Consider the following 12,117-nt stretch of genomic DNA (forward strand, 5'->3'; position numbering starts at 1 on the left):
GGTTGAATCGCACGGGGGAATGATTAGACCCCTACCGCTCCGGAAACGAACCCAAGTGACCCGAAATGGGATAGTAACTGTGTTTGGTATGCGTATTCTCCGCAATGCAAAAGCTGTTGTACGCCTTGGCAAGGTGCTTGCCCTTGGCGCGCTGCTTCTCAGCGCACCCGCTGCTGCATTGGCAAACTCCAAATATGCCGGCATCGTTGTCGATGCGAAAACCGGCAAGACCCTCTATTCGTCCTCGGCAGACGCGTACAGGTATCCGGCCTCGCTCACAAAGATCATGACACTATATGTCGTCTTTGAAGAGCTTGAGGCAGGCCGCCTTTCATTGAATTCCAGACTCAAGGTATCGAAATATGCCGCTGGACGCCCGCCCTCCAAGCTTGGCCTGAAAGCCGGCACCTCAATCAAGGTCAAAGACGCGATCCTGGCTCTGGTGACCAAATCCGCAAACGACGTTGCGACTGTCGTGGCGGAGAATATTGGCGGTTCGGAGAAAAGATTTGCCGAACGTATGACCCGCACTGCGCGTCAGCTTGGCATGAAAAAGACCACTTTCCGTAACCCGCACGGGTTGCCCAATTCGGGTCAACGCACCACGGCTCGGGACATGGCCACGCTCGGTCGGGCGATCCAGGAACATTTTCCGCAGTACTACAGCTACTTTAAGACCCGTTCGTACAAGTACAAGGGCCGCACATACGGGAACCACAACAAGCTTCTCGGCCGCGTAAAAGGCGTTGACGGGATCAAGACCGGTTACATTCGTGCCTCCGGGTTCAATCTCGTAACTTCGGTAAACACCGGAGGCCGTAAGATCGTAGCGGTCGTCATGGGCGGCAGGTCGGGCGCTTCCCGAAACGCACAGATGACAAAGCTCATCAACCGCTACCTGTCAAAGGCAAGTCGCGGCAAGAAAACCGTTCCGATGATCGCCAAGCGGGCCGTGCAGCCTACCTTTGTGGCCGCCTCCATCAAGAACCCGCCTGCACCCGTTGCAAAGCCTGGTCGTGAACCAGTTCCCGCGACCGGCAGCCCGATGGTTCTTGCTCTTGCGGCACCAACCAAACCCGCAGCCGCCCCATCGCCTGCAGCGGCTGCTGCCGCGCTTGCAGACACAGCACCTCAAACGGTTCCCGGCTTTGGAGATGCCATTCCCGTTCCGCCGAAGATCGTAAAGCAGCGCTTTGACAGCACCTTCGCAGTTGCTACGGCCCTGCCGCCGATCCCGCCGCAAAGCCCGGATGGCAATGTGACCACCAACTCGATCTCGAAAACCGCGCTTCTGCAGGCCGCTCGTGCCGAGGCACTGAAACTCGGAACTCCGACACCTGGAGCAACTCCGTCCGACCTGCCAAAGACAATTGAGGTTGCTACGGTAAAGATCGAAGCCGTTCCGGCAATTGCTGTAGGCGCCGCCTCACCAGAGCCCGCAGCCCCGGTCACCAGTGTTCAGAGCGTTGCTGTAACGCCTGAAGTCGAGGACAAGGACGACACGGTCACCGTCGCAACCAGCGACACCCCCGACATCGAACCGGGTTGGCAGGTGCAGATCGCAGCGGCCGAAACCGAAGGCCAGGCCATCACCATGCTGAAGAAAGCCAAGGCTAGAACTGGAGCAGCCCTGCGAGGCCGCTCACCCTACACCGAACCCGTCGAAGCAAACGGCCAGACCCTTTATCGGGCTCGCTTTGTAGGCTTCGAAACGAAATCCGCAGCCCGGAAGGCCTGCAGAACCCTGAAGAAGGCGAAATACGCCTGCTTCACCATCTATCAGTAATCGCGTAACGGATGCCGTCAATGTCTTCTGAGAAGCGTGTCTTTAGCCTCGTTGATTTTCGCCGCGAGGAAACCGGAGCCCCCCTGGTCGGGATGAACCCGCATCATAAGCCTGCGGTGCGCGGCTCTAATTTCCGCGTCCCCGGCATCGGGCGTAAGCCCCAGGATCTGGTAGGCCTCCTCATCTGTCATGGGGCCCGTGCTCGTCGCGCTTCCCTGCCCCTCTGCTCCATCAGACTGGAAGTGTTCACGCCATCCGGCAAGCCGGCGGTCGAGATAGGCTTCGACTAGCTTGCGGCTTTGCTCATCCTGGGCTGTCTCCTGCCAGAAGGTATGGAGTTCCTCGTTGCTCAGTTCATCCAGCCTGCGGCCCTGAAAGCCGCCGGCAAGCACAGTACCGGTCATGGCTCCGGAATCATGATCCAGTTCCATTTCCACCATGGCGGTACGCACCCGTGAACGTTGCCCCGCTGATTTCCGGGGTTTGTAGCCACCGGACAGTTTTCGAAAGCCGGCAGCTCCCAGAAGCGACACTCCAAGTCCGAAAATCGGAATGGCGAACATGATCCGCCCGCCGATCGCGAAGAGCGCCGCAATCAATATCAGCAGCACCCCGCCGTAAGTCCTGATGCTTTGGGCAAGTGTTGCCGGATTGGCTTGTACGAAACTTCTTCCTGCCAGCAGGAGGACGAGAAGCAGGATCAGTCCGATCAGAAGATAGATCATTTGGCCGGTTTAAGTTGTTCCAACAGCAAACGAGCACCCTGCCCGCCACTTCTTTCAAGCGCTTGCAGCGCCGAATGTCCACCGCTCGCAAACACAGCAACAGCCTTTAGCAACTCGGCAAGTTGTCTCGCGGAACCAGCATCGAAGGGACAATAGGCTCCGTTCGTAAGCCGCGCCATTTCCCGAAAGGCACGTTCTGCCACGGCATCTCTGCCTTCCTGAAAAAGGAACATTGGCACTCCGCGCAGACCCAGTTCACCTGCCTTGTCACAAAGTATGTCGACATCCTCTTCCATGCAGTCGCCAACATAGACAAGCGCCGCGATCTTCTCCTTGTCGGCAGCTGCCAATGCAGCGGTTAGAACCTTGCGAATTTGAGTTCGTCCGCCCTGACAGGAGATTCGGCCCATCGCGTTGGCCAATTCTCCGCCATGTTCGAACCAACGAGAAGCCTTGCACTCTCCAAAGCCCCGAAAATAGACAAGCTTGATTTTCAATCCACTGATCTTGTCGGCTTCCTGGAACATTTCAGCCTGGATATGGCAAGCCTGGTCCCAGGTAGGTTGTCGGCTCATTGTTGCATCAAGTGCAAATATCAGTCTGCCGCAGCTGCCCGGCTGTGGTTTGATCTCCTTGGCCTTATCCAAAAACGCGGAAATATCAGAAGCGGCCGACGGAAAACTGTTTTTTTGCTGCTGAACCAGTCCTTCCTTTTTGGTGCCGCTGGTTTTTGCCATCCTGCGAGTCCTTCCTGCCTGTTCCTGTTACTGAAATTGGGACTGTTGGAACGATTTGACAAGATTGCTGACACACCTTCCACGAGAGTCGGTGACAGGGTGGGATTGCATCATGACTTTTGATGGCCTGAAGAAAATTTTGCCGATTGCCTCATCTGGACCTGTGCCAGAAACGGGCTGAAGGCGACCTGATGCCGGTCCTCCCCCGTGCTCAGTTTCAGCTATAGAAGGCAGAGTTCAGTCAGATCCCTGCGCATTGCATCGGGCATGGAAGCCGCCTCACCGGCAACACGCATATCGGCCGGCGCTTCATCCACCTTCAAATAGCGCCACCCCTGAAACGGGCGCTTGGGCTGGTACCGGGTCAGAATGAGGCGCGGTTCCATGACGAGATCGCAACGCTTGATGCCAGCCTCATCGGTAAAGGGACGAATGTCCAGAAGGTGCTGGCGGGCCTGTATCTTGCCCTTGATCACCCAGTAGAGCGATCCACCGTCCAACAGTTCATCCTTGCGTGTCGGCACCATTCTCGTCGTGTGTGTGGTTTCTTCCGGGAGGCCGGCCAACCTCGCCTGTTCGACCCGGTAGTCGATCCAGGCCTGCAACGATTCAGCACTGTCGGCGCCAACGCACAATTTCACGAGATGCAAGGTCATATCTTTGACCTAACAGCCCTGTAGCCAAGGTCAAGCGGGAGATCCCAAACGCCGGTGGATTGTATGGGGGGAACTCCTGCTTGCTCTTGCACGATCATCACGAAAGGAGTTCTCTTTAACTATGGACGTATTTGTGACTGGCGGAACCGGCAGCATCGGTACCGCAGTGGTGAAAAAGCTGGTTCAAGAGGATTTGCGTGTCATTGGCCTGGCAAGGTCCGATGATGCGACCGAAAAGCTGAGGTCTCTTGGCGCAAGTGCGTTTCCTGGTGATTTGCGCAACCCGGATAGCTGGGTTGCTCGGGCAGCCTCATGCGATGCCGTCATTCACACGGGCGCGACATTCACCGAGGACATGGGTCGCGTCGACCGGCAAAGCATGCTTGCACTCAAACAGGCGGCAAAGCACCGAAAACAACCTTTGCAGATTGTTTATACCGGAGGCATCTGGCTTTATCCCGCCTCCCAGGGTGACAAACCCATCACCGAGAAAACGCCCTTTTCACCACTTCCGGCATTCCGCTTCATGTCCGAGACAATTCGTACAATGTCCCATGGAACTGATCTGAACCTCACGGTCGTTCACCCGGCGCTGGTCTGCAGTCAGACGGCAGGACCGATCGCCGACATGACCAGGGCTCTTAAGGCTGGCGAACCGTTTGAAACCCGTGCGACCTCTTCAACAACCTGGCCTCTGGTGGAAGTGGGCGACCTAGCCTCACTTTACCTGCTCGCCCTTCGTCACGCCCGTTTCAGGATGTCCCTCATTGCCGGTAGTATCCCGGGAATATCAGTCGGCCACCTGGCCTCTCATATTTCTGCAAGGCATGGGAAACCGCTGGAAATAGTATCAGCACCGGAACCAGTCGAAAGCGTTGGCGACAATGACTGGGCTGCCGGATACGCCCTGTCGCAGAAGATCGATGTATCACATGCCCAAAGGGCGACCGGTTGGCAGCCGGAGCTTTCAACGATCGAAGACCTTGTCGTCACTTTGTCCCGATAACGCAGCGAGGGCTCAAGCCCTTCGGATGCAATCGGGAACTCGCTGATCAACCGTTTCGAATACTTTCTAAAGCATTGGGACATATGATTGCCTTGATATGACCTCTGGGGCGGGCAATGCTGAGAACACTCACTGTATTTCTATTTTCAATTTTCCTTTCCATCCATGTTTCAACCGCCAACGCCGTGCAATCGGGCAAGTACAAAGTGATCAATACTGACGGCTTTGTTCAGCACGAGGGAAAACGAACAAAGCTCGAAACAGAACGCAAATCGGGATTGGCAACGGTGGAAGTTGCCCCGGATGATAGCCTTCTTCTGCAAATCAACGGATCAACGATACGTCTCTTTCCAATCGAAAACGGGCTCGCGGCTGTGAAGTGGAATTCACAAGGCTCCACCCTTCTGCATGACACCGATATCCTCGCGCTAATTGAAGTCGACGACCCGTCCAATGTCGCTGCGTGGGGAGCAGATCTCGCGTGGCCGGACACAATCAGAACGCAACTGGTCCTTTTTACGCTCAGTTCCGATGCACTCGCCGGTTTTCTGGTCAGCGAGACAAAGGGCAAAACAATCGTTCGGCAAATGGAATTTCGGCAGGTCTTCGGTCCCTCCAACCGGCCTCACACTTCGACTCACTCAAATGTCGCAAGCAAAACCAGATAGAAATCAGTCTTGAAAACACAAAAGGCGCAGCCTGCCGCTGCGCCTTTGTTCTGAAAACGTCCCGTTGACTTACTTGGCAACGGCGACGGCTTGTTGTGCACTTTCCACGTCGTTGAACAGCACGACCATCGTCAATGCGAGACCAACTGCAGCGACAGTCCAGAGAGTGACGCTCCAACAAGATTTCTGCACGTTTTCGTCCATAAAGCCCTACACTTTGTTATGCGGCGCCAGCCCCCTGCGAGATCAAATATGGCGCCATTGAGGCGAGGAGGTAAACGATCGCTTACCATTTCGCAAGCGCAAAAAGTGTGCAGCTGCTCAGCCATTTTTGCAGACCTTGAATTATGTTCGGTTCTTCAGAGGTTTACGGTTAATTCTGTCCTCGCTTAGCGACTTGGTCATTCTCTGGTAAGAGATTAACGACGCCGGATTCGGCCCTGTTATCGCCTGAAAGGTTTTCGATGCAGTCGCTCTCGCAACTGGATTTTGCCGCCGCAGCCTGGTTTCTTTTTGCCTGGTTCGGCTTCAATCTGCTGATCGACGTCAGCCCGCTGCGCAAAAGGACACTGTCCTATGCAATGGATGACTACCGGCGAGGCTGGATGAACTCCATGTGCCTGCGCGAAGTGCGGATCATGGACACCGCAATCATGTCCGGCCTCCAACAAGGCACGGCGTTCTTTGCGTCCACTTCTCTGCTGGCAATCGGTGGCGGTTTCGCACTACTGGATGCGACAGAACGCATCGTCCAGGTGGCAGGCGACCTTTCCATTCCCGTCGCCGACAGCCGCGCACTGTGGGAAATCAAGGTGCTCGGCTTGATGCTTATCTTCGCCTACGGATTTTTCAAATTCGGCTGGGCATATCGCCTGTTCAACTATGCCAGCATCGTCATGGGAGCCGTTCCGGAAAAAGGCAACGCCACAGACGAGGATATCAAAAAGATGGCGATGCAGGCCGGCGAGCTGAATGTACTCGCCGGACGTCATTTCAATAGAGGTCAACGGGCATTCTTCTTTGCCATCGGCTTCCTGGGATGGTTCGCCGGACCTTATGTTTTTGCAGCCACTACTCTTGCGGTGCTGCTGGTGCTCATTCGCCGTCAGTTTGCCTCAAGAGCGAGGTCAGCAGTCTTGTCGGGACAGTATCCGAACCTGGGATCTCCCGTAAGATCCGGCGAATACACAGCCACCGGATCGTCGAACCCTTTCACCTGATAGCGACCGTAAAGACCGGAACGGCATCCCATGATTTCCGACAGGGCGTCGGAAACCAGGACCTGGCGTTCCAGATCCTTCGCCAGCTCGGCAATGCGTGCCGCCAGATTGACCACGGGGCCAACCACGGTAAAGTCCAGCCGCGTTTCACTGCCGACATTGCCGTAGAACACGTCACCTGCATGCAGGGCTATGCCGACGCTCATGTCAGGTGTCGCATGGCAGGTGTTCGAAGTGTTGATGGCTTCGATGCGCTTCAAGGTGTCTCGTGCAGCCAGAAGCGCCCTCATGGCAGCTTCCCTGGCTTCTTCTTGCGTTTCATACGGGAAGATTGCCATCACCTCATCACCGATGAACTTCAGCACTTCACCGCCATGCGCTTCAACTGCAGCCGTCATCGCCCCGAAATACTTGTTCAGGAACAGTACGATCTTGTCGGCCGGAAGGGTATTGGAGAGCCGGGTAAAGCCCCGAATATCGGCAAAGCTGACGACCGCCTTGATCCACTCCCCCTCGCCGCGCCGGGTCGTTCCGTCCAGAACTCTGGATCCCGCTCTTGGGCCAACGTAAGTGTCCAGAACCGTTTCAGCGGTTCTGCGAAGCGTCTTCAACTCACAGACCAGTGCAAGTGGCCGGATCAGGGACTCAAACACGCTGAGATGCGAACCGGAAAAACCACCCGGCGCCTTTGTCGCGAAACTCGCGACTTTGACCGAACCATCGGAAAACGGCATCGGCAGAGACACGTAGTCCGTATATCCTTCCTCGCGCAGGTCTACGGTGATCGGAAATTCATCAGCAGCCTCAGGGCTACGCTCGATTTTCACACGAACGGGTTTCAGGGTTTCGTGAACGCGTTTGATCGGGCTGTTCGTGTAGTCCTCATCGGAACTGTTGTCGGAGGTGTAAAGCCGCAGCTCACTGGTGCCATCGCTTGCCCACAGCGATTGCTCAGCTCGCACATTCGGATGAACAACCCAAATACCGGTGCTCGCCCGGTCAACCGGCACGTTGCCGGCACGCAGGCGTTCAGCCATTTCGCTTACGATTTCAAGCGTTCCATCCAGTTGCGAGGCATCGCTGTAGAGCCACTGCACAACGTCTGCCGTAACAATCGGCGCTTCGAGGACCATCTGCCCACGTCCTTTCAAATCCCTGAGACTGCTAACATATGGTGCGGCGCGGCATCTTGTAAAAGAGGCAAATTTCAAAATCAGCAGGTAAGATTAAAGTGATTTTTTAATCCTTTGGCCCCGGAAAGAACGACGTACTGCGGTCAGTCAATCGATAGACAGCCAGCCCCACCCATTCCTTGAAAGCTACGTCAAATCGCCGCAATCCCTTTGAGGCACCGCTGAAACCCAGGGTTTTGTCCTCCTCTCCGCGCGTTCTGTAATCCACCGGATAGGCAGTAAGACCCGTCCATCCGGCCCTTTCGAACACACCCATGGACCTGGGCATATGATATGCGGAGGTGACCAGTAGCCATTTTTGGCCTGGTTGAGGTTCCACCAGATCCTTGGAGAAGACGGCATTCTCCCAGGTGTTTCGGGAAACGTCTTCCAGGATTACTCTGTCCGGCGTAATGCCGAAGTCCTCAAACAGCCTTGCCGCACCTTCTGCCTCGGTCGCCTGTGCGCTGACAATGACACCCTGACCTCCTGTATGAATGATTTTCGCTTCAGGAAGTTTCCCGGCAAGGCGCGCGGTGATCGTGATGCGCTCACCCGAAGTCGTCAGAGCCGTGTCGCCGCGTCCACCGGTTACGATAGTATCCACAGCCCCCCCAAGAACAATGATGCCGTCGTAACTGCTGTCGAGCTCTGGTCTTGGAAACCGTTCCTCAAGCGGAAGAATTAGCCAGTTTGCGGCAGGTGAGAAGCCGCAGATCATCAGGCCAAACACGCCGAACCACGCAAGGCGTCGGCCGCTTCTCTTCCACTTTTCAGCGATTGAGAGAATCATGCCGAGCAAAACGCAAGCGACAAGGAAATTGGACGGCTGAATAAAGAAATAGCCGATTTTCGCCACATAAAAAAACATGTGTCACTTCCGTTTGCGGTCACACCAAATCAGTTCCGACGATAGCAGAGCACGGGAATGAAACATGGCTTGTTCGGGTGCGAAGTTGTTGAAATCTTCGGCTTGAGCCAGAAGTTGACACCCCTGAATTCTGACAATGTCATTTCATGAAGCGCTTCTGTGCGGTCGGTTTCATTATCGCCTCCCGCCCGTAGAGACGAGAACACCATCAGCAACCGGATCAAACGCCAGTTTATAATTTATCTTTTAATTTCAACAATTTAACACGAGAGCAGCAATTCTTCTACAATGACGAAGGTCCACATATACGTAACAAATCCGTAATCCGATTGACACACATTCAGGTGAAGCTTCAGCCCGAATTTTTGGTTCCTGACGAGTGTACCGGCAAAACAACGCGTTCTCCGGATGGGGAAAGATTGTCGTTTTTGGCAAAGGTAATATTCGTGATGGAGGTCACAGGGGCGTGAACCCAACTGCGGCAAGTTAGGGGTGTAACGTCAACGACAAAGTCGAGGGTAATCAAATGACGCTTTATTTGAAACTCGGAGGGCGCGATGCAATCATTCGTGTTATGCCGCGCCTGCAAGCACGACTTGAACAGGACGCTTGCTTCGATCATGCAGGGTTCCGGAAGGAATTTGAACACTCAGATGATCTGACGGAATTCCTGATCTTCCTCTCAGGTGGTGCACCGTTTTACGAGGGAAAACCCGTTTGCAACCTGCTATCTCCCATCTGCACCTGTCCAGATGTCTACGAACGGTTTGTTGACCATCTGGTTGCAGTGTTTTTTGCAGGAAGAGATCACCATAGCGATGAAGAGCACCTTCGTGACTTGATGGACCGCCTGCGTCCCCAGGTTCTGGACCCCAAACCCGTTTCCCCCATCCTTGTCTACTCGGTCGAGCAGGAAACTCTGAGCGCCTGACACAACTTGCCTGAGAAAGACGCAAAAAAACGCCAGCGGACTGAACCGAAGGCGTTTTTTGCTTGAGAATAGTTCTTTTCTTAGCCGAGTTCGTCGACGCTGGTGACAACCTTGCCCACGAGGCCGTACTCAATCCCTTCTTCAGGACCCATCCAGTAATCGCGATCGGTATCCTTCTCGATCCGCTCAATCGGCTGCCCCGTTGCATCCGCGAAAATCTTGTTCAGACGGTCACGCATCTTGATGATTTCCTTGGCCTGGATCTCAATATCCGTTGCCATACCACCGGCACCACCGGACGGTTGATGCAGGAGGAACCGTGTGTTGGGCGTGCAGAAACGCTTGTCCTTGGGCACCGACACGTAAATCAGAGCGCCGGCGCTGGCGACCCAGCCCATACCCAGAATGCGGACTTCCGGAGCGATGAACTTGATCGTGTCATGGATCATGTCACCGGATTCCACGTGTCCACCGGGTGATGAAACGATAACCGTGATCGGGTCGTTGGAAACCTGCGCCAATGCCAGAAGACGGGCACAGACGTCGCGGGCCATATCCTGGGTCACCGGACCGGTGATCAGAACTGTGCGCGCTTCGAACAGATGCTTATCAACCTGGATTGACGGCTGGCTCTTGGACTTGTCCTCGTCTTCATCGTCGAGGCGTGCAGGCACCGTGGTCGAATAGTTTTTCATGCGCAGGATTAAGCTCCCTTGGCTGTTGGCCGGTTTTCCGGCGTTTTCAACGGACTCACGGACTAATCCGCGGCCCTGGCATTGGTCCATGTGTAAGCGATGTCACGAGCACTCGCAATTCATGAGAACCTGAATAGCGTGAAAAGAGTTATCAGATTGGCAACGCCACACAGATCCATCCATTTCAATCTCCATGTTGCGTGTGCCCATGCGGATTTTTTTCCCTGCGTCCGACGATCACATGCCACACGAGCATCGCAGCAAACGGCAAGGATGGCCAAACGAACCAGAGAGACGACAAACCGGACGTCACGAGGTTTAGGAGAAAGAAGAAACCGATCATGAAAACGCAACTGCGCACTCGCCGCGGCTGCGCCCTCAACCAACGGCGCGCCTGTTCGAAACTGTTGGCGACAGCTTGAGTGTCCTTGTCCCATTGCGGATGACCAGCTCCACTGGGGCGGCCATCGGCTGAACGGGATTTATCCGAAACGTCCTGATTGGCCTCGGGTTCATTCCGCCCGCCCAAGCGTACCGAATAGGTTTCAACAGGTTCACTTACATTCTTGACCTGCTGCGGCCCCAAAGGGTCGAAACCGAGCGCAATCTTGGTCTTGACCTGATCATAAACGGATTGCGACAGCATGATGCCGCCTCTCGGCGCCAGTTCCTGAAGGCGCGCGGCAACGTTTACGCCGTCTCCGTATATGTCGTCGCCTTCAACCATGATGTCACCAAGGTTGATCCCGATACGGAATTCCATTCTGGTCATGTCTGGAAGGGAGGCATTCCGGTTTGACAATTCGTTCTGGATATCGACTGCGCACTGAACAGCTTCCATCACCGATACGAATTCGATGATGACGGCATCACCCCAGGTATTGACGATACGGCCATTATGCCGCTCTGTCAGTGCCGACATTACCGAGCGATAAGCCTTCAGCCGGTCAAGCGTGCCGTCTTCATCCCGCTCCATAAGCTTGGAATACTGCGCCACATCCGCGCACATTATGGCAGCCAGACGCCGCCTCACCCGTTGCATGCTCTTACCCCTGATTGGCTCAAGCTTAGGAATGGTAAGCGAGCGCCGGAATTACAAGGGCAAATCGCCTTGCGACGCCATGCGACACCTAATTATCTGTTCATTCCGCACCTGAGGACTTCAAGCTTGCTCAGCCAACTCTCGCAATGCCGTCAATGCGTCCTCTGCACGCTCCGCCGGAACGAAAACATGATCATGAAAATATGCGGCAACAACATTGGCAGAGATACCCTCTTCGGCAAGGGCCGCGGAAATAGCCGCAGTCAGTCCCACAGCTGCAAGGGATGAGTGTACCGTCAGCGTAATCCTGCGAAACCATTCAGCCTCGGCAAGACCCAGTTCGCGGGCCCGCTCGACTGGCAAAATCGCCGTAAGCCCTTCCGTTTCGGCAAAAAGTCCCACCGGATCATATTCCGCCATTTCGGCAATACTCTTCGATGCGAAGGTGCAGAAGACATATGGCTCAGGATCGAGCATCGGTCTCATGTGAGAAATCAGGGTCTTCAAATCGGTTTCGCCCGACATTGCGGAACTCCGGTAGCAAGTGACACTTTGGCGCTCTGTCATGGTCGCATGACGAAGAAATTGAGACCTGGGAACACCATTTT

At 55.0% G+C, this 12,117-nt stretch carries 14 protein-coding genes; 5 read left to right on the plus strand and 9 right to left on the minus strand.

The genetic code is table 11. The features are described from left to right. Positions 1 to 88: 88 nt before the first annotated feature. On the plus strand, positions 89 to 1,786 hold the full coding sequence (locus ABLO27_RS06870; RefSeq protein WP_353031496.1) for a D-alanyl-D-alanine carboxypeptidase: 1,698 nt from the start codon (positions 89 to 91) through the stop codon (positions 1,784 to 1,786). Positions 1,787 to 1,803: 17 nt separating this feature from the next. Here the strand turns inward: ABLO27_RS06870 and ABLO27_RS06875 are convergent, their stop codons facing one another. The 3 genes from ABLO27_RS06875 to ABLO27_RS06885 all read right to left on the minus strand — a co-directional run bounded on the left by ABLO27_RS06875 (position 1,804) and on the right by ABLO27_RS06885 (position 3,904). Continuing rightward, on the minus strand, positions 1,804 to 2,511 hold the full coding sequence (locus tag ABLO27_RS06875; protein WP_353031498.1) for a DnaJ domain-containing protein: 708 nt from the start codon (positions 2,509 to 2,511) through the stop codon (positions 1,804 to 1,806). Continuing rightward, on the minus strand, positions 2,508 to 3,086 hold the full coding sequence (locus ABLO27_RS06880) for a VWA domain-containing protein (RefSeq protein ID WP_353031500.1): 579 nt from the start codon (positions 3,084 to 3,086) through the stop codon (positions 2,508 to 2,510). The genes ABLO27_RS06875 and ABLO27_RS06880 overlap by 4 nt, the downstream gene beginning before the upstream one ends. A gap of 383 nt (positions 3,087 to 3,469) precedes the next feature. Continuing rightward, positions 3,470 to 3,904, minus strand: a complete 435-nt coding sequence (locus tag ABLO27_RS06885; RefSeq protein WP_353031502.1) for a DUF1489 family protein — start codon at positions 3,902 to 3,904, stop codon at positions 3,470 to 3,472. A 121-nt stretch (positions 3,905 to 4,025) separates the two neighbouring features. Here ABLO27_RS06885 and ABLO27_RS06890 point away from each other — a divergent pair, with 121 nt between their 5' ends. Both ABLO27_RS06890 and ABLO27_RS06895 read left to right on the plus strand, forming a co-directional pair. Further along, positions 4,026 to 4,910 (plus strand): SDR family oxidoreductase, encoded by an 885-nt coding sequence (locus tag ABLO27_RS06890; protein ID WP_353031504.1) that lies wholly within the window; start codon positions 4,026 to 4,028, stop codon positions 4,908 to 4,910. Between the two features lie 116 nt (positions 4,911 to 5,026). After that, positions 5,027 to 5,578, plus strand: coding sequence for a hypothetical protein (locus ABLO27_RS06895; RefSeq protein WP_353031506.1), 552 nt, complete (start codon positions 5,027 to 5,029; stop codon positions 5,576 to 5,578). A 69-nt stretch (positions 5,579 to 5,647) separates the two neighbouring features. Here ABLO27_RS06895 and ABLO27_RS06900 read toward each other — a convergent pair whose 3' ends face one another. Then, positions 5,648 to 5,770 carry a hypothetical protein gene (locus ABLO27_RS06900; protein WP_353031740.1) on the minus strand — a complete coding sequence of 41 codons (123 nt, stop codon included), beginning with the start codon at positions 5,768 to 5,770 and terminating at the stop codon, positions 5,648 to 5,650. 272 nt (positions 5,771 to 6,042) lie between these two features. On the opposite strand from ABLO27_RS06900, the gene ABLO27_RS06905 reads away from it, so the two are divergent. After that, positions 6,043 to 6,798: a DUF599 domain-containing protein gene (locus ABLO27_RS06905; protein ID WP_353031508.1), complete on the plus strand. Its 756-nt coding sequence runs from the start codon at positions 6,043 to 6,045 to the stop codon at positions 6,796 to 6,798. Here the strand turns inward: ABLO27_RS06905 and ABLO27_RS06910 are convergent. Together ABLO27_RS06910 and ABLO27_RS06915 are read right to left on the minus strand one after the other, a co-directional pair. Further along, entirely contained in the window at positions 6,684 to 7,931 is a 1,248-nt protein-coding gene (locus ABLO27_RS06910) for an adenylate/guanylate cyclase domain-containing protein (protein ID WP_353031510.1), read from the minus strand. The two genes, ABLO27_RS06905 and ABLO27_RS06910, sit on opposite strands and share 115 nt — an antisense overlap. A gap of 106 nt (positions 7,932 to 8,037) precedes the next feature. Continuing rightward, positions 8,038 to 8,841 carry a YdcF family protein gene (locus tag ABLO27_RS06915; RefSeq protein WP_353031512.1) on the minus strand — a complete coding sequence of 268 codons (804 nt, stop codon included), beginning with the start codon at positions 8,839 to 8,841 and terminating at the stop codon, positions 8,038 to 8,040. A 526-nt stretch (positions 8,842 to 9,367) separates the two neighbouring features. On the opposite strand from ABLO27_RS06915, the gene ABLO27_RS06920 reads away from it, so the two are divergent. Continuing rightward, positions 9,368 to 9,772: a Clp protease ClpP gene (locus ABLO27_RS06920; RefSeq protein ID WP_353031514.1), complete on the plus strand. Its 405-nt coding sequence runs from the start codon at positions 9,368 to 9,370 to the stop codon at positions 9,770 to 9,772. A gap of 80 nt (positions 9,773 to 9,852) precedes the next feature. Here the strand turns inward: ABLO27_RS06920 and ABLO27_RS06925 are convergent, their stop codons facing one another. The 3 genes from ABLO27_RS06925 to ABLO27_RS06935 form a co-directional block, all read right to left on the minus strand. Next, a complete protein-coding gene (locus tag ABLO27_RS06925; protein ID WP_353031516.1) occupies positions 9,853 to 10,467 on the minus strand; it encodes an ATP-dependent Clp protease proteolytic subunit in 615 nt (204 codons plus the stop codon). Positions 10,468 to 10,651: 184 nt separating this feature from the next. Then, a complete protein-coding gene (locus tag ABLO27_RS06930; protein WP_353031518.1) occupies positions 10,652 to 11,509 on the minus strand; it encodes an adenylate/guanylate cyclase domain-containing protein in 858 nt (285 codons plus the stop codon). Between the two features lie 120 nt (positions 11,510 to 11,629). Then, positions 11,630 to 12,034, minus strand: coding sequence for an ACT domain-containing protein (locus ABLO27_RS06935; protein WP_353031520.1), 405 nt, complete (start codon positions 12,032 to 12,034; stop codon positions 11,630 to 11,632). Positions 12,035 to 12,117 lie beyond the last annotated feature (83 nt).

Source organism: Roseibium sp. SCP15, assembly GCF_040329435.1.
In the GTDB taxonomy this organism is placed as follows: Bacteria; Pseudomonadota; Alphaproteobacteria; order Rhizobiales; family Stappiaceae; genus Roseibium.